We start from the raw sequence: 23,500 nt of genomic DNA on the forward strand, positions 1-23,500 counted from the left end.
CGCAGCCGCTTGAGTTCAGAATAGCCGCAGCATGACAATGCCGATAAAGGCGGTCGCCATCCCTGTAAGCTCGAGTGGGGTGAATTTCTCGCGCAGGTAGATCCGGGTATACAGCAGAATAATTAGGACATTGAGGGCAATAACAGCCGAGACCAGGGACGTAATGCCGGTCTCAAAGGCCGATAGAATGAATACCATTCCGGTGATGTTGGTCAGACCGACTACGAGGCCGGCGAGAAAGGTATTACGCGGCGTCCACCGGATGCGTCCCCGCTGCTCTGCAGCAGCCGCTTCGGCGGAGGCGGCTTGGCTCTGTAGTCCACCAGCTGTGGCGGCAGCACGGAGCATGACGGAGGCTTGACGCCGTTCAACCAGCCAGGTCAGTCCGAAGGCAGTTGTTCCCGTAATGAACATGAAGAACAAGGTCGGAAACGTATCGGCCCCCAGCAGAGTGGAGAGCTTGGCCGTCACATCATTGAAGCCAAAGAAAAGCGTCGCCAGCAATCCCCATCCCGCGCCTTGCAGATTGCCGAGCGTCAGATCATTCGAATAGCGGACGAGCAGGATGCCGCCTACAATGACGATAAAGGAAAGCAGCTGCCCTGCGCTCAGCGTCTCTCCCCACAGCAGGTAAGCAAGCACGACGACCACCACCGGAGGCAGCGCGGTTAGAATAGCTATAAGGGACGGCTTGCCTACGGCAAAGCCCTTGAACATGCAGGCATTGGCCCCGTAAGAGAACAGCCCCATCATCATACCTGTCAGCGCGGCGGTGCTCCAGACCTGGTTGTAGGCCAGGATGCCGGCCAGACTAAGGACAGCGCCGGTGCAGAAAACGCCGCAGAGCATCAGGCTGCGGTTCAGTCGCCGCTGCGAGGCGGCGTGGTACAGGATGCCGCGCAGCCCGAAGCTGACAGCGGCCAATAGAGAAAGGACGAGCCACATCATTTGCACTTCCTTTATAGGTTGTTCAAAAAGGTTGGCGTTGATCACGAAGTAATTCAGAGAAGCGGATTCGACATCGAATCTTGAATGCAGTCGGAAATTCCGGTGCTCACGTAGGTTCACCTACGCTCCGCTCCTCATTTCCTCCTGCCTCCAACCTTCTCGGTGCTGAACACCAACTTTTTGAACTTGTATTATATTTAAAACCGTTGAAAGACGGCCGGAGAGGCACGGAATCGATCTGGAGAAGCGAAGCGCTCGCCTTTGTCCCCGGATTTCTCCCCTTATGGGGGTGAAAAAATCAAAGAAATCTGGGGACAACAGCGATCGGAAGATCGATCCGTGACTGTAGGCTTCCATTTCAACAGCATGATATTCATGCATAGCATCCCTAATCCTACGGGTCATTGGACCCCTCGTCAAGCGCCGGATCTGGCCCGGCTTTGAAATCTGCCTCCCCATACGTCTATAATAAGAGAGATCGAATACCAGAAGGGAGATGAAGTCATGCAATATCGCAAGCTAGGCAAAAACGGCCCGGAAATCTCGGCCATCGGTTTTGGCGCGTGGGCTATCGGAGGTGCGGGTTGGGCCAGCAGTTGGGGCGATCAGGACGACCAGTTGTCCCACGACAGCGTGAGGGCGGCATTGGATGCGGGCATTACCTTCTTCGACACGGCAGCTATCTATGGATTGGGCTATTCAGAAGAAATCATCGGCAAAGCGCTCGGCAGCGACCGCGAGCGCGTCGTGCTGGCAACCAAGTGCGGCCTCGTCTGGGACGAGCAGGGCAAGGTGTCCAAGAACGGTACCTACAACTCGGTACTGCAAGAAGCGGAAGCCTCCCTGCGCAGACTGGGAACCGATTACATTGATCTGTACCAGATGCATTGGCCGGATACCGACCAGAACGCCCCGGCAGAAGAAACGATGCGGGCACTGGACCGACTGGTCCAAGATGGCAAGGTGCGCTATGTCGGCGTGAGCAACTACACGCTCCCTCTTCTGGAGGAATCGCTGAAGGTGAGGCACGTAGATGCTCTGCAGCCTCCGTATTCCATCCTTCGTCCCAATGCCGAACAGGAGCTGCTCCCGTTCTGCCTGGAACAGGGAATCGGCGTCGTGGCCTATAGCCCACTGACATCGGGACTGCTCTCGGGCAAGTATACGTACGAAACGAAGTTTGAGGACGGCGACTGGCGCTCTCGCTCGGCAGCACATACCGGCGAAGGCTTGAAGCGTAATGTGGACCGGGTAGAGCAGCTCAAGGGAATCGCAGCCCGCTACGACATTACAGTCCCTCAGCTGGCGGTCGCCTATGACCTGGCACACCCGGCAGTAACCAGTGCGATTGTAGGCGTGCGCAAGCCGGATCACATCCTGGGCGTACTTCCGGCCGTTGATGTGGTGCTGGATGAAGAGACGCTGCAGGAAATCCGCGCAATTGGCAAGCCAGACTGATTTTTAACGCTATAATCCTACATCTTATGTCACAATCCGGAGGATGCGGGAGGATCTTTCCGTTTGCTTCCGCTCAGACAGCGAGAATCCACGAGAGCAGGAACAGGACCTTCTGAGCCAGCGTGAAGGGATTTTCCTTTTGACCCCAAGTCTTTTATACTTATAGATGTGCCACAACATGGCAGATATATAAAAGACCAAAACAACCGGGAGTTGAGAGATTGTGACTTACAATGAGTTACTGACAAGAAGAAGCGAAATTCTGAAACGGAACATTGGACGCATGATCGTACGCGACAATCGGAACAATCTGGGGGACCAAGAAGGCTACCTGATGCAACGCATGATCAAAGAACTCCATCAGAATGAACATGAATTAAATTCAGCCAAATAATACGATTTCCATGACAATAGAGGCGGTGCAGGGTAGATTCCTGCACCGCCTCTTTCTGCGTGGGGAGGATTAGACGACGGACCTGCGAATCAGAACATAGCACATGAGCGCCATAACCAAGGAAAGCGGAAGCGTCCACAGCGACAATTCGAAAGCCGTATACCGAGCGAACCAGCCGAAGATATCCATCCACCAACCGTACTGTGTAATGAAGAACGAGAGCAGCGTCCCGATGAGCAGTGCGCCAAGCAGGGTAATCAAGAGGCTGGCACGACCGAAGCCACGATAGATGGCGGCAATTGTCAGGCCGCAGAAGAAGAAGAACATGAACAGCAAGATGGACAGAATCAGTTGTTCCAACAGCGAGCCATCGTGAACATAAGGCAGATGGAAAAAGTGCAGCCCTGTTCCCCAGGAGCCGCTGACTTGCTCCAACCATCCAAGCAGCGTAATGACAACCGCCGAGAATACACCCATCATGAGCCCGGTAAGGACAGTGCCTGTGTAATACTCGCGCCTTGTAGCACCCAAGCCAAGGGCTAGTGGGAAGGTCTGCGGTACTAGTGTAATGCCGGTGACAAAGATAATGATGAATATGGAGGCAAGACCTCCGGTATATAAAGGTTCATCCAGAAACCCACTGATGACTAAGTTAATGAGAAAACTCGAAAATACAATGACCCACGGCAGCGCCAACAAGAGAAACGGATTTCGTAAATGCAGGGAAATGATTTTAGCTGAACGGTTCATCGGATGCCAGCCTCCTTGGAAGAGCCTTGGTTATGGGTCAATTGAACAATCAGCTGCTGCAGGGAAACAGGCAGCAACTCCAGTCCCTCTGCCTGCGCTTTCTCCCGGTCGGCACGGGACAGTTCACCGATTACACTCGCCGTCATGAAGCTGCCCAGCGGTTCGCGGCGTGTCACTTGTCTGCCTTCCAGGAAAGGCTCGACCTTGGCTGCCGGTCCGGCCAAGGTATAGGCGTAGCTGCGCAGCGTATCCGTATCCTCATTAATAATCAGCTGGCCTTTATCGATGACCAGGACGTGCTCCAGCATCCGACTCACTTCATCGATCAGATGGGTAGAGAGTACGATCGTTCGCGGATGTGCGGCGTAATCCTCCAGCAGCAGCTCGTAGAACATCTCCCGGGCTACCGCATCGAGACCGAGATAGGGCTCGTCGAAGATGGTCAACGGCGCCCGGCTGGCCAAGCCGATGATAATGCCGACTGCAGAGAGCATCCCGCGGGAGAGCTTCTTGATGTTGCGCTTGGGCGGCAACGCAAAGCGGTCTAACAGATCATTAGCGAATGCCGCATCCCACTGCGGGTACATGGAAGCAGCGACCGCCAGGGCGTCACATACCCGGAAGACATCCGGATAGCGCTGGCTTTCTTTCACGAAGCAGATCTGGCTCAGGACCCGGCTGTTCTCGAATGGATGCTCTCCGAAGACACGAATGTCCCCGCTCGTTGCGAAGGCCTGGGCTGTGAGCATGTGCATCACTGTGGTTTTACCGGCACCGTTGCGGCCCAGCAGACCATAAATTTTGTGCTCCTCCAGCGTGAAGCTAACGTTATTGACGGCTGTGACATCCTTGTATTGTTTGGTCAGTCCCTTGACTTCTACAATGGTGGTCATTTCAGCATCGCTCCCCGTTTGATCATTTGCGTCAGCTGCGCTTCGGTGATCCCCAGCTTCTGGGCCTCCGACAGCATGCTGATGATATATTGCTCATAGAACTGTTCCTTGCGCGCTTCCAGCAATCTGGAGCGTGCGCCTTCGGCTACGAACATGCCAATCCCCCGTTTCTTATACAAAATGCCTTGATCGACTAGCAAATTGACACCCTTGGCGGCTGTCGCCGGATTAATCTTGTAGTATGCCGCAAACTGATTGGTCGAAGGCACCTGCGATTCTTCAGGCAGCACATCGTCAATGATGTCGTTTTCGATCCGCTCCGCAATCTGGGCGAAGATCGGACGGTCATCATTTATTAAAGAACTCATCGCTTCACCACCGTATTGGTTAATTACTCTTGTAACTAACCATACAACCAACGAACTCTGTTGTCAATCTCTTTTCTGATAAAAGGCAAGAGGCCATGCCCAGTTTGTCGTATAATTGAAAAAAGGCCGAAGAGGCACGGAATCGAATCTGGAGAAGCGAAGCGCTCGCCTTTGTCCCCGGATTTCATCCGCTAAAGCGGTTAGAAAATCAAGAAATCTGGGGACAACAGCGATCGGAAGATCGATCCGTGGCCGTAGGCTGCTTTTCAAGGATTCGGGCATGGGGGGCAGGAAGATATGCTGATGCAGGAGTACGACACCTTCAACTATCGGCTCGATTCGAATATGAAGCCGTATATTCATTCCCATACGGCTAATGAAATTTATTATTTTCACAGTGGCAAATGCCAGTACCTGCTCGGTGGTGAGTTGGTTGATCTGATACCTGGGGATCTTGTGGTCATGAATGGCATCCGGGAGCATGGGCCGATTATGGATAACAGCATGCGCTATATCCGTTCGACGATGATGTTTGAGCGGGAGGCGTTGCGCAACTTTGCTCTGGTGCCGGGGATGGTCGATCTGAGCAAGCCCTTCCAGGTGGAGACCAGTTACCGTTGGAACCTGCAAGGGGCGCTAAAGGACGAGTTTGAGCTGCTCCTGCAGCAGCTCAATGGACTGCAAGAGGGGAACTCGGCCGTTGCGCTTAACCGGAGGAGTCTGAAGTTCTACGAGATCTTGCTGTTCATCTATGCCCGTTTCGAGGAGCATGCGGATGGACTTACATCAGCGCCCAGCGAGCAGGAACAACTAATACACCGGGTGCTATCGTACATTGACCGTCATTTTGCCGAGGAGCTGAGCGGAGAGGGTATCGCGGAGCAGATGCACGTCAGCAAGTTTTATCTGATGAAGCTGTTCAAGCGGTACACCAAAGAAACAGTATTCGATTATGTCACCAAACGAAGAATAGCCGAGGCCAAGGTGCATTTCCACAGCAATCCGGGCCATTCCGTGACCGATGTATGCCATCGTACGGGCTTCAAGGATGCTTCCCATTTCTCCCGGACCTTCAAAAAGCATACCGGATTATCGCCGGAGCAGTACCGGCGGCTGTTGCTGCGAGCGGGCAACGACAGTCATGCGGAACGGTAAAACGGACATTCCCAGGCATGAACGCCTGTAGCGGCCGCGTTATGCTAAGGAGGTAATGATTATCCGCGCTCCTGGGGAGCGGGGCAGGAGGTTAGTCCAATGAAGCAAGGGATACAACGCCGATTTCGTGTGGATTCGCTGGAGGTGGCAGTTGCCGGGGATCGAGTCGAGCTGGGACGCACAGCTGCAGAGGAAGCCACGGAACATTTGATCCGGTTACTAGAGACGCAGGAGGAGGTGCGGATGGTATTCGCCGCAGCTCCGTCGCAGACCGAAATGCTGCAGGGTCTTGTGGCGCACCCGGGTATCGACTGGTCGCGCGTGACGGCTTTTCATATGGATGAGTATATCGGACTGCCAAGAGAAGCAGAGCAGCGCTTCGGCCAGTTTCTAAAGCGTCATCTGTTCGAGCAGGTTGGATTTCGTCAGGTGCACTATCTGGATGGCGGGGAGGATCCGGCGGAGGCGTGCGTCCGTTACGGGGAATTGCTGAAGGAGGCACCGATCGATATGGTGTGTCTGGGTATCGGTGAAAATGGTCATATTGCCTTTAACGATCCACCCGTTGCCGACTTCAATGATCCTCTGCCCGTGAAGATCGTGGAACTGGATCGGGAATGCCGAGAGCAGCAGGTGAATGATGGGTGCTTTGATCGCCTGGAAAATGTGCCGACGCATGCCATGACACTGACGATTCCGGCACTCTTCTCGGGAGGTGCTCTGTTCTGCAGCGTGCCGGGTCCGACCAAGCGGCGCGCAGTCATGCGAACCCTTCAGGGACCCATTGAGGAGTCTTGCCCTTCCACCATTCTTAGACGCCACCCGCAGTGCACGTTGTACGTTGATGGGGATTCCTTTGACCACGAGTTGTGGGAGTCGGACCATGGCTGATCACGCAGAACAGATCGTAATCGGTAGACATTACCGTTCAGGTGAGGCGATACAGGTGGTCTGCCGGGATGGCGTGATTGCGGAAGTAAAAGCGGCGGGGCCTGTCGGGGAGCTGGCTGAGCTGCCTATAATTGGCCCGGGCTTCGTCGATCTCCAGGTGAACGGAATGGCCGGGTACGACTTTAACGGGGCGGAGGCCCAGGCATCATCAGCGGAACAGATTACGAGAGCCCTATGGGAAGAAGGGGTCACGGCCTATTGCCCGACCGTTATTACCAACGCGCCAGAGCTGATCGAGCACTCCCTGCGTCTGATTGGTTCAGCTGCTGGCCAAGCCGGTCCCTTGGGGGCCTCGATGGTGGGAATCCATTTGGAAGGGCCCTTCATCTCCGGGGAGCCGGGGGCCAAGGGGGCACATCCTGCCGAGTATGTGCAGGCTCCGGATTGGGAGCGGTTCGCACAGTGGAATGACATGAGCGGCGGACGCATCCGAATCGTGACGCTGGCTCCGGAATGGGAGGGCAGTGTGGATTTTATCCATGCCTGTAGAGATGCAGGTATTGCCGTATCGCTCGGACACACGGCAGCGGGGGCCGAGAGCCTTGAAGCTGCCGCAGCGGCTGGTGCCTCGATGGTTACGCATTTCGGCAACGGCATTGCGCCGCTGCTGCCGCGTCACCCCAACGCCTTGTGGACACAGCTGGCTGATGACCGGCTGGCTTGCTGCGTCATCGCCGATGGGCATCACATCCCGGATGCGTTGTTGCAGGTAGTCTACCGCGTGAAGGGCGACAAGATGATTCTGGTGAGTGACGCCGTACAGCTATGTGGCATGGCTCCCGGTGCCTACCGGATGCCAGTAGGAGGCGATGTCGTCCTGACGGAGGCGGGGCGTCTGCATCTGCGGGACGATGAGCGGCTGCTGGCTGGAGCGGCAGCGCCGCTCCTCCACGGTCTGAATCATATTGTTCAGCGTGGTATCGCCGAGCTGGGCGAGGCCTGGGATATGGCTTCGATCCATCCGGCCAGAGAGCTGAACCTCCCGCAAGCCCAAGCACTCTCACCCGGGGCCCCGGCCGATCTGGTCCTGCTCGCATCCCTGGGTGGTCGCTACCGGGTGCAAGAGACAATCAAGAGCGGCATCAGTGTGTACCGACAGGCGGAGTGGGGGAGCTGATTTCTTTCCGCGCGCAGCTCTCAGCGTGTGAGTGTCGGTGGCATGACGGATATCGGACGACCCCATTCTCGGGCTGAGCGTCCGGGCTGTGCTGTGCTTAAGGTGAGCTCGTGCATCTAGTGTTCAGAACAGTTTGGAGCCGCTTCGAGTCGCTTGGAGTCGCTTGGAACCTATGGAGCTTGCACTCTAACGGACACCATGACCGCTATTTCACTCTGAATCAATCGTTTGACATTGTAACGGCCATATAAGCACCTATTTGCCTTGTCGATGCCTGTTTTTGCTTAATTTCGCTGAAATAACTGCACGGGTGGCCGTTAGGTTTACGAACCAAGTGAAAAGGCTGCAATAAGTGCGCTGGTGGCCGTTATAGAGGGAGGGCGCTCAAAGCTCACAGCCAGGTAACCCGACGATCGGCCACTTGTAACCCACCAGGGCGGTCGTCTGAGCAAGGGGAGGCGTGCCTCAAAAAATAGACATCTCTAGACACCAAAAAAGCCTGTCCAATTCAACATCGGACAGGCTTTTTCCAGCTTTTCTTCAGGCCGTCTTGGCCTTGAGGTCGACGGCAATGTTGCCGCGCGTGGCTTTGGAGTATGGACACATCTGGTGCGCAGCTTCTGCCAGCTCCATGATCTGGGGCTCGTCCAGTCCCGGGATGGCGACCTCCAGCAGGACGGATAGCATGTAGCCGTCATCTCCCTTGTGAAGCGACACATGTGCCGTCACTTCGGAGTCTGACGTATCCATATTCTTGCCCTGGGCAATGGCTTTGAGGGCGCTATGATAACAGGCTGCGAAGCCTGCACCGAACAGCTGCTCGGGATTGGTGACCTGGCCGCCGCCACCCGGCATGCCCACCTGCAGATCCAGAATACCGTCTGAGGAACGAACCGAACCGTCACGGCCGCCCTGGGACGTTACCTCCGTCTTGTACATGGTTTTCATCATTCATCGACTCCTCTCGTATGCATTCCTTCTCCCATTACCCTTGGGGGCTGCATACGAATCGGATCGATTAAGTGCCATTCTACTGCTGAGCCGGGGCTTCTGTCTCAGCCTCCGGATCCGTTGACTCCTCCGCCGAGGCAGGAGGAATATCCGGCACTTCACCGCTCAGGAAACGCTCCAGGAAGAGCATGGCATGCTCGGGATTCTCCGGCTCCAGTTGTCTGTTGCGGACCCCCACAACCATATCGTTGTAGTAGAGCGGCAGGTCTTGCATCAGCTCCGTCTCGCCGAGCGCGATGCCATACACTTGCGGCTCCGGATTATCTTCTGTAACTCCTGTGCGGAGCATGTCTTCCGTCACATAAGGGGCGAGCCGTCCCTCGACTTCGGCATCCAGTGGCTCCAGCAGGCCTTGGGCAGCCAGCATCGGGAAGCTGTTCTCGTCAATAATATACACATCGCTTTTCTCCGTCATTAGCATGATATAGGCTTTCTGGACCAGAGCCGCATCCTGAGCAGAGCCTTGCTCGCCAGGAAGGTAAGTCAGTACGCCCCTGACGCGTTTCCACTCCGGAAAGTTAGCGAGCATAGCTTCCTCCAGAGGAACGATGTCCTGCCCGCCGTCCTCCAGGAAATAGTTGCCGTAGAGCATGAACGTCAGATCGATCGGCGGCCTTAGCGCCTCCAGGCGTTTTTCCTCCTGCCGATCCAGATAGCTGTTAATGCCATAAATAATACCAATGATGACAACAAGGCCAACAATCAGATGCCATTTGTAATAATGGAAGAAATGATCGGCCTTTTCCGCAGACCCGGCCATCCCTTTGTACTTGCCGTATTTATCGGCGTTGAAGGCCTCGACGTCCTTCTGGTTTTCATGGGCAAGCACGAGCTTGTACGCTTGATTCACGACCTGGATATCGAGCTTATCGACCACCGTTTCGCCGGCTTCCTCGCGTCGTTGCTGCGTACGGGACTGCCGCATCAGTATGGTGTAGCGGTCCTCGACGGCTTTTTTGTCGGCACCCTCGGGCAGGCCGAGGATGGTATAGGCTTGTTTCAAGTCCATTCTTGGGGTCACCTCAATCTGCATGTATTCGTTTTCTCAAATGGCCGCGAGTTGGAAACTCTTAACAAACCATCTTATTTACCCGATTAACTATAAGTATAATGGTAGTTTCAGCGATAGTAAACCTGGGTAAAAGGCAGGTTGAAGGGAATTCAATTCTCGTGTAGAATAAATTCTTTTATAAGAGGTTTTTGAACATGCACTAGAATATGCGTTCCAGGTAGTCTGGAGAGGGGGCAGCAGGAAAGTGAAAGCCATTACGGTGCAAGAGCTCGCCCAGCGGTTCTCCCTGGAGATCCTTGCTGGAGCGGAGCAGGTTCATCGCCGGATTACAAAAGCCAGACCGCACCGGCCAGGGCTGGAGTTTGTCGGGTACTTTGATTTTTTTCCGCAGGAGCATGTCCAGATTCTGGGCAAAAAAGAGATCAACTATCTCCATACGCTAAGCGAAGAGGAACGCAATCATCATATCGGTAACATCGTTAAATACCATCCGCCTTGCTTCGTAGTCACGGGTAATCAGGATGGGCTCAAGTACTTGACGAAGTATTGTGAGTTAGAGGGCATTCCACTGCTGCGGACGGGTGCAGCGACGAGCGAATTTATCGCCCGGCTGGATGCCTTTCTGGTGAAGCATCTGGCGGAGGAAATCTCCATTCATGGCGTCTGTGTCAATGTCTCGGGGATTGGCATTCTGCTGCGGGGCAAATCAGGCGTAGGCAAAAGCGAGACCGCCCATACGCTGATCCGGCGTGGACACCGTCTGGTGGCAGATGATATCGTGGTGCTGAAAAAGCTCAGTCCTCAGACGATTCTGGGGACGCATAACGAGTCTACCAAGGAGTTTCTGGCGCTGCGCAGCATCGGATTGGTGAATGTCTCGCGTCTATACGGACGCAAAGCGTTTCAGGAGGAAACCCGCATCACACTCGACATCGAACTGACGAAGTGGAAAGACGATGCGCTGAATAATGACCTGGAGCTCGTGGAGAAATTTACGGATTATATGGGGGTCAAGGTGCCCCATATCGAGGTGCAGCTGCAGCCGGGCAGGGATGTCGCGGGTCTGATCGAAGCGGCCGCCAACAACTGGTATCTGCGGCAGCAAGGCTATAGCGCGGCAGAGGATTTCATGAAACGGCTGGAGTCAGACTTCAATTAACGCAGCATAGGCGGTACAGTGGACATCAGCCCTGTACCGCCTTTGTTGTAAACAGAGACTACCAAGTTATTTCTTCAGCACAGGCAGCATCCGGGAATCCGCGAGCATCTCCGAGCCGCAGATGGGACAGTTCGGGTTCGAATCAAATGAAAAATTGTCCCGCATCCAGCACTCGCAGCCGTCGCTTAGACAAGACCAGATCGATGTTTGTTCTTCCGGCGTGGGTTCGGCACTCTTCTTGGAATAGTAGATAACAACCCCTCCTGATCATGATAAGGTACGGCCCGCTGCACAATAACAGCTCGTCATGGCCACAGTTCAGGCTGCCCTCAAATAGGAGCCTACGGTCACGGATCGATCTTCCGATCGCTGTTGTCCCCAGATTTCTCGATTGTTAACCGCTCTAGCGGTTGAAATCCGGGGACAAAGGCGAACGCTTTGCTTCTCCAGATTCGATTCCGTGCCTCTCCGGCACTTTTGAGCGCAGCCTGATAGTTGGACTCTATCTGTTAGTTTATCCAAGATCGACCAGGCTTATTACTTAATATTTGTCCGTGAGAGGAGTCGTTAATAATGTTAATGAATGAAAAGATCCGAGCCTCCGAGGTGGAATTAACTGGACTGGGCGGTGAGCCGCTGGGCGTCGTGTCCCGGGAAGAAGCGCTGGCACTCGCCAAAAAGGAAAAGGCTGATCTGGTCTGCGACTCGCTGATGAGCAGTCCGCCACTATGCAGGCTGGCGGCAAGAGGACAGGCGAAACGCCAAGCGCCGCTGGCCAAAAAAGCGGAGGGCGGTGCGCTGAAAACCAAAGAGATTCGATTAACGGCGCAAATCGAAGAACACGACTATGAGACCAAACAGCGCCAGATCGAGAAGCTGCTGCAGTCGGGTCAGTCGGCGCAGCTCGTGGTCCGACTCAAGGGCCGGCGGGGCGAGGGCGACCAGGCCAAGGCGCTGCTCCAGCGTTTGATCACTGACCTCCGAGAGGCAGGCAAGGCACAGACAGGCATTCAGGTCAGCGGCAAGCAAGCCGCCGTTGTTGTAGAGCCGTTGAATCTTTAAAAGATTGGTGAAAAACTGACGAAGAGGTGTGAATCGGTTCTGGAGAAAAGCGTATGCTTTCGAAGTCGCTTTCTTGCAGAAAGCGTGTAGCGCTCGCCTTTGTACCCGGAATTCAACCTCTATAGAGTTTATCAAATCAAGAATTCTGGGAACAACAGCGATCGTAAGAACGATTCACACACCCGCAGGCTCTCTTTTTCACCACGCTTTTAAATCCATGTTCATAAGGGATTAAGGAATTCATAAGAAATAAATTAAGATTCCTTATCGGGGTCTTAAACAGACAGCGCCATACTGAGTACAGACAGGCAGCCCATCAGCGGCTGCCCTTACTGAACAGTATGGGAGGCGCAGCACAATGGCGACGAAATTATATCTTCTCTATGGCGGTCAATCCGCCGAGCATGAGGTTTCCCTGAAGACGGCCTTGACCGTGCTAAATGCAGTCGACAAGAATAAATATGTGGTACAACCGATCTATATTACGCGGGAGGGCATCTGGTGTCAGCCATGGATCGCGCAGGACGAGCTGCGTGAACCCGAGCAGCTGCGCAGACAGCCGTCCCATGATTCGAAGGCAGCATCCATCGGAGCGTTCCTGACAGCAATGGCTGAGGGCGATAGTCTGGTGTTCCCGGTGCTCCACGGTCCGGGTGGCGAAGATGGTACGGTCCAGGGCCTGTTGGAGCTGGCTGGCGTACCTTATGTGGGCAACGGCGTGCTTGCCTCGGCGGTGGGCATGGACAAACTGATGACGAAGCGAATTCTGGAGGCGCATGGTATCCGGCAAGCGCGCTATATCGAGCTGCAGCAGCGCGACTGGCAGACCGCACCGGAGCAGGCGATAACCCTACTGGAGCAGGAGATTGGCTATCCATGCTATGTGAAACCGGCCAATATGGGTTCAAGCATCGGAATTAGCCGATGTGCCAATGTCGAAGAGACGCGGGCTGGCATTGAACTCGCCCTGCGTTATGACGTCAAACTGGTGATTGAGGCCGAGGTAGTAGGCCGCGAAGTTCAATATGCGGTAATGGGCAATGAACAGCCGCGCTGCTCGATTGGCGGTGAGTTTGTACGGGAACCGGATTTCTTTGATTATGACAAAAAGTACAAGCAGGGCGGGTTGGTCCAGCAGATCCCTGCCGTCTTAACCCCTCAGCTTGATGAAGCGATGCGGGAAACGGCCCTCCGCGCCTTCCGAGCGCTGGATGGTGCTGGTCTGATGCGCGTGGATTTCTTTGTCACGGACGGTGGGATCGCGTATCTGAACGAAGTCAATACGCTTCCAGGCTTCACAGCCATCAGCATGTACCCCGCCCTATGGCGGGAGACGGACGGTACAGCCTACCGTGAGTTGATCGACAGCTTGATTGAACTGGCACGAGAGCGTCAGGGAGCTCGCCGCCAGGAGGTGCTGTCATGATTCGCAGAACACTGGGAGAGGTCGCAGAGATGCTGGGGCTGGGCAGTGGACAGCTGCAAGACGTGGAGCCGAATGTGCAAATTCGTGGCGTCTCTACCGATACGCGGACAATTGTCCCAGGCAGCCTGTATATCCCGATCCGGGGACCCCGCTTCAATGGACATGACTACGTGCGGGAAGCTATAGCTGCGGGAGCCGTCGCAGCGCTCTGGGGCGCGGATGAAGCGAATGCGCCGACTGGCGTCCCACTCCTGCTCGTTCGGGATACTGTGGCTGCCCTGCAGCAACTGGCCGCTGTTTATCGGAGTCAGCTGAAGACGCGTGTAGTCGGGATTACCGGCAGCAACGGCAAGACGTCAACCAAGGATATTCTCGCTGGTCTGCTCGGCACCGCCTACCGGACACAGAAGACAGCGGGTAACCTGAACAATGAGCTTGGAGTGCCACTGACGCTGCTGGCGCTGGAGGAAGATACGGAAATGGCCGTGGTCGAAATGGGGATGTCCGGTCTTCGCGAGATTGCGCTGCTGTCCTCGCTGGCGCGCCCCGATATTGCCATGATCACCAGTGTCAGTGAAGTGCATCTGGCGGATTTGCACACCCGGGAGCGAATTGTGGAGGCGAAGCTGGAGATTTTGGAGGGGCTGGCTGCGGACGGGCTGTTCATCTATCATGCCGACAACCCGCTGCTTACCGGGCGGATAGCAGAGCTGGAGCCCGGAGTAGCCAGGCTTACCTTTGGCGAGCGTGAGTCGCATGATCTGCATGCAACGAGCTGGACGATGAGTGAAGCGGGGATTGCTTTTGCAGTCAATGATACGGAACTGGACAACTTGTTCCTGCCTATGATTGGCAAGCACCAGCTATCTAATGCGCTTGGTGCCATTGCAGCGGCCCGCCATCTGGGTCTAACACCCGAGCAGATTCGGCAGGGGTTGCTCCGTGTCGAAGCCACGGGGATGCGTCAGGAGGTTGCCTATGCTGGCAAGCTGATGATTATTAATGATGCTTACAAATCCAATCCGCCGAGTCTTCGGTCCGCTCTTGATACGCTGATGTCGCTGCAGCCGCACAAGCGTAAGATTGCAGTCATCGGCAGCATGGTGGAGCTGGGTGAGGAGAGCGATGCGCTGCACACTGCAATCGGCGAGGCGCTCGATCCAAAACGGATCGACCGTGTGCTGACGATCGGTGAATCTGCGGCGCGGATTGCAGCAGCAGCAGCCCCCCGCTATCCTGCTGGCGCAGTGATGACGTACGATGAGACACAGCGTCAGGAGCTGGCGGCCGCGCTGCTGGCAGAAGCAGATCATGACTGTATTATTCTCGTGAAGGGATCGCGGTCGCTGAGGCTGGAAGAAGTGGTCCAGAGGTTGCTGTCAGAGGTGCGCGAGCGGGAGGCTGCACGATGAGCCGCTCAGGGACATGGACCTGGGCCGAGGTGCATCTGGACGCGCTGGCGCGCAATGTCCGGTTGCTGCGCGGGCGACTGCCGGCAGCCATCCGATTCATGGCGGCGGTCAAGGCCGATGGCTACGGGCATGGTCTGGTCGAAGCGGCTAGGACGGCAGTAGAGGCAGGAGCGGATGAGCTCGCGGTCAGTCAGTTAGAGGAAGGCGTGCGCCTTCGTGAAGTGGGCATCGGCGTCCCGATCCTGGCGCTGACACCTCCGCATCCCGAGGAAGCTGACCGGGCGGCCCGTTACCGGATCGCCGTGCCGGTATTCCAGGCGTCCTGGCTGCGCGAGATGCGGGCGGCCAGACGGACGAGTGAGCCGTTGGCATTGCATATCAAGATGGATACAGGGATGGGCCGAATCGGCTTAAGGAGCCGTGAGGAGCTGGCTGCGATGGCGCCCTGGCTGCGATCCGCCGACTTGGTAGTGGCTGGCGTCTATACGCATCTGGCGACAGCAAACCAAGCCGATCAGGCGTACTACCGCCAGCAGCTGCAACGTTTTGCGCACATGCGGAGCTGGCTGGCTGCGGAGGGATGGGCGGATGTCCCCGCCCATTGCGGCAACAGTGCAGCAGCCATACAGTATCCGGAGGAAGCAGCAGATGGCATGGCAATGATTCGAGTTGGCGCGGCACTTTATGGTATCGACACGTGCGACCCCGCGGTTCGGGAGCAGGTGGGGCTGCAGTTGGAGCCAACCCTCTCGCTTTATTCCACCATCGTACACGTCAAGCGGGTGCGTGCCGGGGAGTATGTAGGTTATGATTGTACCTACCGTGCGGAACAAGACGAGTGGGTGGGGACGGTACCGCTCGGTTATGCGGATGGGTACTCGCGGAGTTATGCCGGTTTCTATCTGCTGGTCGGCGGTCGGCGTGCACCGATTCTGGGCAGAGTGTGCATGGATCAGGTGATGATCCGTCTGCCCCATGGGGTGCCGGTCGGTACGATCGTAACCGCGATCGGACGCTCAGACGGCGCCGAGATTACGCTGGACGAGCTGGCGGCTCACAGCGGGACGATTCCACAGCATGTGCTCACGATGCTCGGCAGCCGGGTGCCGCGGATGATGCAGGTGTCAAGCCTCTCAAACGATATACGCGCTCTGTCTTAAGCAAGCTTGCAGCAGTGATGCCTAGTTGTGAAGGAAGCGCTGGCGGAAGCTGCGCGGCGACAGTCCTTCCAGCTTGGTGAAGTTCGCCGTGAAATAAGCCGCCTGATTGAAGCCAACCGCTTCAGCAATTCGCGAGATCGGCAGATCGCTTTGCAGCAGCAGCAGCTTGGCCTGCTCGATGCGGAAGCGCAGCAGGTATTCGGATGGCGCGCAGCCGAGATGGCGATGCATGCAGCGGGCAATATAAACCGGGTGAAAGCGCAGGCTTTCGCCCATTTGCTGTGCCGTAAAACCGTCACGGTAATGCTCTCGGATATAAGAGGCTGCGGCCTCGGCACAGAGGGCAGATGCCGACGGCGGTGGTGATTCCAGTGAGTCCGCCAGCAGCTGCAGTGTCTCCTGAAACAGTTGCTGCTGCTGCCAGCGTACACGCCCCAGGTGACTACGCTGCTGCAGGCTGATCAGCTCATCGATACGTTCGTATACCTTGCGGGGCTGGAGCAAAGCGGTGAACTGAGCGAGCGTGATCGGGAAGGTTGGCTCTGTGTAACTGGCCCGAGCTGAATCGTTGGCATGGGGCGTATCGCTGCCGCCCTCAGGCAATAGAGCCCAAGCAGGGGAACAGACCTCTTTCTCCACGGCCTCCCAATGGCCTGTCGTATGAAAATGAAGCCAGTAATAGGACGTATTCTCCTCGCAGGGCCGGGTGGCGAAATGATGGAGGTCCGGCCTCAACACCAAGGCGTGACCTGGTATTACTTTGTAATGCTGATCTGCCTCTCCAATAAAAAGGCAGCCCTCCCGGACGATAATGAGATCAAAAACGCCAAATGCCCTGCGGTTGGGATGCTTACGTCCTGTCGGCATTATGGCGGCACCGGAGACGATGTAATAAGGCAGCGGGGGCGCTTCAAAACACAAACGCATAAGGTCCTCCTCCAGATCAGACAGGTTGGAATTGTGATAGTTTCGGTTGGTCCACTGATACATGGAGTCCAGTATAGCATCTATAATGTGATGTGGATATGTTTCCGAGATTACACGAGCACCAGCTCCGGAAGGCGGAGGGTGTACTAAAGGAGTAACAGTAATGACAGCCAAGACAATAGATAGCATAGGCTCCAACCCGTTGAAGAAATACACCTTGTGGGCTCTGGCGTGGCCCGTTTTTATTGAGTTGTTCCTGCAATTGATGTTAGGGGCTGCCGACACGCTGATGGTCAGCAAAATCTCGGATGATGCCGTCGCGGTTGTCGGCTTCTCCAATCAGCTGTTCGCGGCGTTGACCACGCTCTTCGTGACGGTTGCCAGCGGAGCCGGCATTCTGATTGCCCAGCGAATTGGTGCGGGCAAAAGAGAGGATGCGCGAACGCTGGCCATTATGGCCGTTAGTGTGACGTCCATTGTAGGGCTGCTGCTCAGCGTGGTCCTGTACCTGTTTCCTGGCGAGATTGCGTCCGCCTTGCAGCTGCCCTCGGAGCTACTGCCAATGGCACAGGTGTATATCTCAATCGTCGGGGGCGGTATGCTGCTGACGGCGCTGATGTCCACACTCAGTACGGTTATTCGCAATACGGGCAATACCAAGGGACCGATGTACACGGCGATTGGTATGAATGTGATTCATCTGTTTTTGAACTATGCCTTTATTTATGGCGCATTTGGATTCCCGGAGTGGGGACTGACCGGCGTGGCCATCTCTACTGTCGTCAGCCGTCTGCTGGCCACCGTGCTTCTGTTCATGATGTATGTAGGGGCGTTTGACCGCCGGATTGTTCTGCGGGACATGAAGGTGTTCGACCGCCGGTTGTTCGGCGAGGTGGTGCGGATCGGCTGGCCGCTCGGCGTGCATATGTCCTGCTGGGTGCTGACCCAGTTAGCCATTTTTACGTTCATTGCGATGCTAGGGGCCAAGGAGCTGGCGGCACGGACGTACATGAACACCCTGGAGTCCACCTGCTTCATGCTGGGGCAAGCGATCGCAATGGCCGCCCAGATCCAGATTGCTCATCTGTTCGGGGCGGGGCGGACACGGGAAGCGTATAAGGCGGCTTACCGGGCACTCTGGATTGGGATTGGCATCGTCATCCCGGGATCGCTGCTCCTGCTGCTGTCTGGTGGCTGGCTGCTGGGAGTGTTCACCTCGGACCGCGAGATTGTAGCCATGGGGGTCTCGCTGCTCGCGCTCAATCTCCTGCTGCAGCCGGGCAAGATGCTCAATATGGCTATGGGCAGCTCGCTTAATGCGCTGGGCGATACCAAGTTCACCATGATTACGTCGCTGACTTCGATGTGGATCATCGCCACCGGCCTGTCGTATGTGGCGGGAATTCACTGGGGCTGGGGACTGATGGGCATTTATGTGTGCATGATTATTGATGAATATGTACGTGGCATCCTGGCTTTCTTGCGCTGGCGGTCACAGAAGTATTTGAGGAAGGCGGAAGCCCGGCAGCAGGCTGCGGATGGTCCTGGCGGTACGGATGATCCGGGTCGCAGCGGAAGACCGTCCGGTGGCGGGGCGACGCTGCCGGCCCCGGTTGCTGGCGAGGTCTAGGCTGCAATGGGGTGCTAGTGGGGGGCCAATCGCTTCCAGCCTGAATGGAACGCTTCCCAAGGTCCGCGGACTGTGTTATAGTATCCTCGAACTGCATATCGATACCGGAGCTGTGCCTTGGCACAGAACCGGGAGAGGTTCGCGACCCCCCCTCTATAAAAATACTAAGGATGAACGGCATGCCTTGGTGTGCCGTTTTTTGTATTCCAGAAAGCAGGTAAACGATGAGACAACAAGAAAAAGCCGTCGTCGTGTTCAGCGGTGGCCAAGACAGCACGACCTGTCTGCTATGGGCGAAGCGTGAATTTGGTACGGTAGAAGCCGTCACTTTCAATTATGGCCAGCGCCATGCAGCGGAGCTTACATGTGCGGCCTCCATCGCCGAAGAACTCGGCGTACGCCAGCATGTGCTGGATCTGTCGCTGCTCAGTCAGCTGGCCCCCAATGCGTTAACACGCCAGGATATTGCGATTGAACATGAGGAGGGCAGCCTGCCGACGACGTTTGTCGATGGACGCAACATGCTGTTCCTGACCTTTGCCGCAGTACTGGCCAAAAATATCGGTGCCCGTCATATCGTCACGGGCGTCTGCGAGACCGACTTCAGCGGCTATCCCGATTGCCGGGACGTCTTCATCAAGTCGCTCAATGTCACGCTCAATCTATCCATGGACTACAGCTTCGTCATTGAAACGCCGCTCATGTGGCTCGACAAGGCCCAGACCTGGGCACTCGCCGATGAACTGGGCGGTCTGGCGTATGTACAGGAGCGTACCCTGACCTGTTACAATGGCATCCCGGCGGCGGGCTGTGGCGAATGTCCGGCCTGTCTGCTGCGCAAGAAAGGGCTGGATACGTATCTTGCGGCCAAAGGCCAGGAGGAGGAAGTGATCCGATGATCCAGCAAATTTATCCTTCACCTGCCCATGATTATCTATATGAGCTGCACAAAGATCTGCATTTTGCCGCGGCGCACTACATTCCTCATGAGTCGGCAGGGGCCTGCCAGACGATGCACGGTCACACGTATTTTGCTGATCTCACAATTGCTGGCGACGTGCTGGATGATGCGGGGTTCCTGGTGAATTTCTCAACGATTAAAAGGCTGGTCCACGACCAGTTGGATCATACACTGCTTAACAATCACGCCATCTTCGGCGGCAAGCCGGAGCTGCGGAAGCCAACGACAGAGGTGGTGGCACGGGTCGTGTGTGAGATGGTGCAGGCGCATCTCAATACGCTCCCGAACCGGCCGCAATGCCTGCAGGTTTATTTGCGGGAGACGCCGAGCAGCTACGTCATCTACCGGCCGAGGAGGGAGCGGACATGAGCGACAAGCCGATTCCGGTGCTGGAGATCTTCGGACCGACTGTGCAGGGTGAGGGTCGCTTCATTGGTCAGAAAACGATGTTCGTCCGCACCGCAGGCTGCGATTATTCTTGTAGCTGGTGCGACTCGGCCTTCACCTGGGACGGCTCGGCTGCCGGGTCCATCCGGATGCTGCCGGCCCAAGCTATCCTGGACGAGCTGACCAAGGTGGGCGGCGCTACGTTCCGTCACGTCACGCTCTCCGGCGGTAATCCGGCGCTGCTGCCGCAATTGGGGGTGCTCATCGGCTTGCTGCATGAGCAGGGCATCACCGTGGCGTTGGAGACGCAGGGCAGCCGGTACCAGCCTTGGTTCCGCGAGGTCGACGAGCTGACGCTCTCGCCCAAGCCACCCAGTTCGGGGATGAAGACGGATTGGGCCAAGCTGGACGCCATCATGGCTGAGCTGCAGGACCGTCATGAGCATACGAGCCTCAAGGTCGTCGTCTTCGACGAGACCGATCTGGCCTATGCCGCAGATGTGCACGCCCGCTATCCTGAGATGGCGATGATCGTGCAGCCTGGCAACGGCGAGCTGGAAGAGCAAGAGCCCCAGCGGATGCTGCCGTATCTAGCAGCGCGATATGAGTGGCTGGTGGAGGCTGTGATGGGATCAACGGCACTGCGTCAGGTGCGTGTGCTGCCGCAGCTGCATACGTGGCTGTGGGGCAACAAGCGCGGCGTGTAGGCAGGCGACAAGGGAAGTGGAACGGCCAAGCTGTACGCAGAGAAATGAAGCTAGCAAAGCAAGGTTCTTAAATAAGACTGTGAGCCAGTCACAAGTAAAGTATGCGAGTAGCAAGTAAGCGAGCGCTATAGCCTATCAGACAGAGGAGAGAGCAACAACATGGCAGGAAGAAGCAATGACGAGTTGAAGTCGCAGGGAGTCAGCCTTTTGGGCAACCAGGGCACCTCCTATGTATACGAATACGATCCAGGTGTCTTGGAGGCGTTTGATAACAAGCATCCGAATCGTGATTACTGGGTTACGTTTAATTGTCCGGAGTTCACCAGTCTGTGTCCAATGACGGGGCAGCCGGATTTTGCCACCATCTACATCTCATATATCCCGGACCAGCGGATGGTCGAGAGCAAGTCGCTCAAGCTCTACCTGTTCAGCTTCCGTAATCACGGCGACTTCCACGAGGATTGTGTCAACATCATTATGAATGATCTGATCGCGCTGATGAATCCCCGCTATATCGAAGTGTGGGGCACGTTCACCCCGCGTGGCGGCATCTCCATCGATCCTTACTGCAACTGGGGACGCCCGGATACCAAATTTGTGGCGATGGCTGAGCATCGGCTGTTGAACCGGAATTTGAAGTAGTTGGCATTAGATGACTTGATATGCGTAGCGGTGGCGGAAGACGACTCCCAGCTGCTCCACACCAAACCGAAAACGCCCGGTGTTTGGTAGTGTGATGCCTCCCGTGGAACCTCCCGGGGCTTGCTGGTGTGACGCCGCTCGGGAATCGCTGGTGTTTGGTGGCGTGGTACCGTCTGGAGTACCACCTGTGCTTGGTCTCCGGACCACCGTCATGCTGCCGAACCTGTGCATATGGAGTAGTGCGCCGAATGCGGCCACCGTATAAAATCCCCCCACAGCAAAATAGCCACTCTATCTGCCAAGGTAAACTAGACCTGGCAAGGCAGCGGCTATTTTGCTGGGGACCTTATTAAATTACAAACAAGTGCGTACATGGCGCCAGTACCGCCAAAGACGCCAAAGACGCAACATCATGAGACTGGTTATTTTATGTAGAACACCACAACTTGATTATCCTGTTATGATGGGCTCAGAGTAGACTAAATTGGTTTCTGTAGGGACAATCCACTTCGGCTGGTTGCACATTTCGACGCTAACGGCCACCACAGCGCTTATTTCGGTCAAAATCGATGGTTTCACATTCTAACGGCCATATAGCCTCCTATTGTTCGTGAAGTGGTCATTTTGTGTGTGATTTTGTGAAAATAGGTGCATCTGTGGCCGTTAGAATCGGACAACCCCTAAAAAGGAGCAAATAAGCGCATCTGTGGCCGTTAGAGCAACCAACTACTTCCCAAAGCCGTTCCGAGCCCCGCAATAGCTGCCAAACGGCAGTTGGATCCGCCCGCATAGGACCCCAGCCCCGCACTAACTGCCAAACGGCAGTTAATCCGCCCCCAGCCAGCCCCAGCCCCGCAATAGTGCCAAACGGCAGCTTGATCCGCCCGTATCGGGCACAAGCGCCAGATTAGTTGCCAAACGGTAGCTAATTCCTCCACAGTCGGCCCAGGGCGCTGGCAGCCGGAGCACCAGCCACCTGGCAGTTATTTCGATTTCGGCAGCGGCAGTCCGCGGGAGCTGTTGTACAGCGAGTACCATTCGATCCGGCTGAGCTCTACACGCTCGGCGCCTTCGCAGGCTGCGATGCGCGCGGGATTGGTCGTGCCGATCACCGGCTGAATGCCTGCCGGGTGCTTCATCAGCCAAGCGAGCACGATCGCTTCACGTGTCGCGCCTTTTTCTTCGGCGAGTTGGCCGACGATTTGTGCCGTCTGGCGGATCGCATCGCTCTCGTCGTCCAGCGAGCGGCCGGAGAAGCGACCCTGCGCCAGCGGGCCCCAGGCTTGGAGCTGAATGTTCTCTAACTGACAGTATTCCAGGGTTCCCTCTGGGAAGATGTTATCCTTGCCTTTGTCCTGATTGACATAGACCTGGGTGTTGACGAAGCCGGTGCGCGCCAGGCTCATCTCCAGCTGGTTCACAATGAACGGTTCGTCCGCATACGTCTGCAGCAGCTTGATTTGCCCCATGCTCATGTTGGAGACGCCAAAGCGCCGAACCTTGCCCGACTCCTTCAAGCGACGCAGGGCTCCCGCCACTTCCTCCGCCTCCATCAGCGGATCGGGACGATGCAGCAGCAGGATGTCCAGATAGTCTACGCCCAATCGTTCGAGGCTGCCGTCTACGCTACTAAGGATATGGTCTGCCGAGAAATTAAAATGGTTCGTGATACCCGGCTCTTCTAGGACAATCCCGCATTTGGACTGGAGAATGATCTTCTCGCGCAGGCCGGGATGACGGCGCAGCACTTCACCGAAGACACGCTCCGATTTGCCCCGTGTATAGATATCTGCCAGGTCGAACATGTTAATGCCGGCAGCCAGCGCCGCTTCGACCGCAGCCTGGCCCTGGGAATAGTGCTCCTCAGTCAGGGGCTCGCTGTTCCAGCCGCCGCCGAATGGCATGCAGCCAAGCACAAGTCTGCTCGCTTCGAATCCATGGCGGTTCAAGGGGATAGTGGACATGAAATA

General features: G+C 56.1%; 24 protein-coding genes. 15 read left to right on the forward strand and 9 right to left on the reverse strand.

Annotation, left to right across the window (positions count from 1 at the left end; genetic code table 11):
• Window positions 1-15: 15 nt before the first annotated feature.
• Entirely contained in the window at window positions 16-1,068 is a 1,053-nt protein-coding gene (locus F556_RS0126575) for an EamA family transporter (protein WP_245583142.1), read from the reverse strand.
• 384 nt (window positions 1,069-1,452) lie between these two features.
• Here F556_RS0126575 and F556_RS0126580 point away from each other — a divergent pair, with 384 nt between their 5' ends.
• Window positions 1,453-2,406: an aldo/keto reductase gene (locus F556_RS0126580; RefSeq protein WP_020620052.1), complete on the forward strand. Its 954-nt coding sequence runs from the start codon at window positions 1,453-1,455 to the stop codon at window positions 2,404-2,406.
• 223 nt (window positions 2,407-2,629) lie between these two features.
• Window positions 2,630-2,800, forward strand: coding sequence for a hypothetical protein (locus F556_RS38445; RefSeq protein WP_020620053.1), 171 nt, complete (start codon window positions 2,630-2,632; stop codon window positions 2,798-2,800).
• A 69-nt stretch (window positions 2,801-2,869) separates the two neighbouring features.
• Here the strand turns inward: F556_RS38445 and F556_RS0126590 are convergent, their stop codons facing one another.
• Genes F556_RS0126590 through F556_RS0126600 form a run of 3 tightly spaced genes read right to left on the reverse strand, consistent with a single transcriptional unit; the run spans window position 2,870 to window position 4,811 of the window.
• Window positions 2,870-3,550 (reverse strand): hypothetical protein, encoded by a 681-nt coding sequence (locus F556_RS0126590; protein WP_020620054.1) that lies wholly within the window; start codon window positions 3,548-3,550, stop codon window positions 2,870-2,872.
• Window positions 3,547-4,443 carry an ABC transporter ATP-binding protein gene (locus F556_RS0126595; RefSeq protein WP_020620055.1) on the reverse strand — a complete coding sequence of 299 codons (897 nt, stop codon included), beginning with the start codon at window positions 4,441-4,443 and terminating at the stop codon, window positions 3,547-3,549. Before F556_RS0126595 ends, F556_RS0126590 begins: the two co-directional genes overlap by 4 nt.
• Window positions 4,440-4,811: a GntR family transcriptional regulator gene (locus F556_RS0126600; RefSeq protein WP_020620056.1), complete on the reverse strand. Its 372-nt coding sequence runs from the start codon at window positions 4,809-4,811 to the stop codon at window positions 4,440-4,442. The genes F556_RS0126595 and F556_RS0126600 overlap by 4 nt, the downstream gene beginning before the upstream one ends.
• Before the next feature lie 297 nt (window positions 4,812-5,108).
• Between F556_RS0126600 and F556_RS35320 the strand changes: the two genes are divergently transcribed.
• From F556_RS35320 to F556_RS35325, 3 genes are all read left to right on the forward strand, one after another.
• On the forward strand, window positions 5,109-5,966 hold the full coding sequence (locus tag F556_RS35320) for an AraC family transcriptional regulator (protein WP_020620057.1): 858 nt from the start codon (window positions 5,109-5,111) through the stop codon (window positions 5,964-5,966).
• A gap of 99 nt (window positions 5,967-6,065) precedes the next feature.
• Window positions 6,066-6,857: a glucosamine-6-phosphate deaminase gene (locus tag F556_RS0126610; protein WP_020620058.1), complete on the forward strand. Its 792-nt coding sequence runs from the start codon at window positions 6,066-6,068 to the stop codon at window positions 6,855-6,857.
• On the forward strand, window positions 6,850-8,034 hold the full coding sequence (locus tag F556_RS35325) for an N-acetylglucosamine-6-phosphate deacetylase (protein ID WP_020620059.1): 1,185 nt from the start codon (window positions 6,850-6,852) through the stop codon (window positions 8,032-8,034). The genes F556_RS0126610 and F556_RS35325 overlap by 8 nt, the downstream gene beginning before the upstream one ends.
• 540 nt (window positions 8,035-8,574) lie before the next feature.
• Here the strand turns inward: F556_RS35325 and F556_RS0126620 are convergent.
• A complete protein-coding gene (locus F556_RS0126620) occupies window positions 8,575-8,982 on the reverse strand; it encodes an organic hydroperoxide resistance protein (RefSeq protein WP_026297512.1) in 408 nt (135 codons plus the stop codon).
• An 82-nt stretch (window positions 8,983-9,064) separates the two neighbouring features.
• The gene (locus tag F556_RS35330; protein WP_020620061.1) at window positions 9,065-10,054 is read right to left on the reverse strand and encodes a hypothetical protein; all 990 of its coding nucleotides are present in this window, start codon (window positions 10,052-10,054) and stop codon (window positions 9,065-9,067) included.
• Window positions 10,055-10,301: 247 nt separating this feature from the next.
• On the opposite strand from F556_RS35330, the gene hprK reads away from it, so the two are divergent.
• Window positions 10,302-11,216, forward strand: coding sequence for an HPr(Ser) kinase/phosphatase (gene hprK / locus F556_RS0126630; RefSeq protein WP_020620062.1), 915 nt, complete (start codon window positions 10,302-10,304; stop codon window positions 11,214-11,216).
• A 66-nt stretch (window positions 11,217-11,282) separates the two neighbouring features.
• Here hprK and F556_RS37350 read toward each other — a convergent pair whose 3' ends face one another.
• A complete protein-coding gene (locus F556_RS37350) occupies window positions 11,283-11,468 on the reverse strand; it encodes a cold-shock protein (RefSeq protein WP_083938144.1) in 186 nt (61 codons plus the stop codon).
• A gap of 321 nt (window positions 11,469-11,789) precedes the next feature.
• Here F556_RS37350 and infC point away from each other — a divergent pair, with 321 nt between their 5' ends.
• From infC to alr, 4 genes are all read left to right on the forward strand, one after another.
• Entirely contained in the window at window positions 11,790-12,278 is a 489-nt protein-coding gene (gene infC / locus F556_RS0126635) for a translation initiation factor IF-3 (protein ID WP_020620063.1), read from the forward strand.
• A gap of 358 nt (window positions 12,279-12,636) precedes the next feature.
• Window positions 12,637-13,704 carry a D-alanine--D-alanine ligase family protein gene (locus tag F556_RS0126640; RefSeq protein WP_020620064.1) on the forward strand — a complete coding sequence of 356 codons (1,068 nt, stop codon included), beginning with the start codon at window positions 12,637-12,639 and terminating at the stop codon, window positions 13,702-13,704.
• Window positions 13,701-15,116 carry a UDP-N-acetylmuramoyl-tripeptide--D-alanyl-D-alanine ligase gene (locus tag F556_RS0126645; protein WP_020620065.1) on the forward strand — a complete coding sequence of 472 codons (1,416 nt, stop codon included), beginning with the start codon at window positions 13,701-13,703 and terminating at the stop codon, window positions 15,114-15,116. Before F556_RS0126640 ends, F556_RS0126645 begins: the two co-directional genes overlap by 4 nt.
• The gene (gene alr / locus F556_RS35335; RefSeq protein WP_020620066.1) at window positions 15,113-16,276 is read left to right on the forward strand and encodes an alanine racemase; all 1,164 of its coding nucleotides are present in this window, start codon (window positions 15,113-15,115) and stop codon (window positions 16,274-16,276) included. The genes F556_RS0126645 and alr overlap by 4 nt, the downstream gene beginning before the upstream one ends.
• A gap of 21 nt (window positions 16,277-16,297) precedes the next feature.
• Here alr and F556_RS0126655 read toward each other — a convergent pair whose 3' ends face one another.
• Window positions 16,298-17,203, reverse strand: a complete 906-nt coding sequence (locus F556_RS0126655) for a helix-turn-helix transcriptional regulator (RefSeq protein ID WP_020620067.1) — start codon at window positions 17,201-17,203, stop codon at window positions 16,298-16,300.
• A 163-nt stretch (window positions 17,204-17,366) separates the two neighbouring features.
• On the opposite strand from F556_RS0126655, the gene F556_RS0126660 reads away from it, so the two are divergent.
• From F556_RS0126660 to queF, 5 genes are all read left to right on the forward strand, one after another.
• Entirely contained in the window at window positions 17,367-18,833 is a 1,467-nt protein-coding gene (locus F556_RS0126660) for an MATE family efflux transporter (protein WP_020620068.1), read from the forward strand.
• Between the two features lie 224 nt (window positions 18,834-19,057).
• Complete coding sequence (gene queC, locus F556_RS0126665; RefSeq protein WP_020620069.1) at window positions 19,058-19,732, forward strand: 7-cyano-7-deazaguanine synthase QueC; 675 nt, start codon at window positions 19,058-19,060, stop codon at window positions 19,730-19,732.
• On the forward strand, window positions 19,729-20,163 hold the full coding sequence (locus tag F556_RS0126670) for a 6-pyruvoyl trahydropterin synthase family protein (protein WP_020620070.1): 435 nt from the start codon (window positions 19,729-19,731) through the stop codon (window positions 20,161-20,163). The genes queC and F556_RS0126670 overlap by 4 nt, the downstream gene beginning before the upstream one ends.
• Window positions 20,160-20,888: a 7-carboxy-7-deazaguanine synthase QueE gene (queE, locus tag F556_RS0126675; protein ID WP_026297514.1), complete on the forward strand. Its 729-nt coding sequence runs from the start codon at window positions 20,160-20,162 to the stop codon at window positions 20,886-20,888. The genes F556_RS0126670 and queE overlap by 4 nt, the downstream gene beginning before the upstream one ends.
• Window positions 20,889-21,047: 159 nt before the next feature.
• Complete coding sequence (queF, locus tag F556_RS0126680; protein WP_020620072.1) at window positions 21,048-21,530, forward strand: preQ(1) synthase; 483 nt, start codon at window positions 21,048-21,050, stop codon at window positions 21,528-21,530.
• 983 nt (window positions 21,531-22,513) lie between these two features.
• Here queF and F556_RS0126685 read toward each other — a convergent pair.
• Window positions 22,514-23,494: an aldo/keto reductase gene (locus tag F556_RS0126685; protein WP_020620073.1), complete on the reverse strand. Its 981-nt coding sequence runs from the start codon at window positions 23,492-23,494 to the stop codon at window positions 22,514-22,516.
• Window positions 23,495-23,500 lie beyond the last annotated feature (6 nt).

The organism is Paenibacillus daejeonensis DSM 15491 (assembly GCF_000378385.1).
GTDB lineage: Bacteria > Bacillota > Bacilli > Paenibacillales > Paenibacillaceae > Paenibacillus_D > Paenibacillus_D daejeonensis.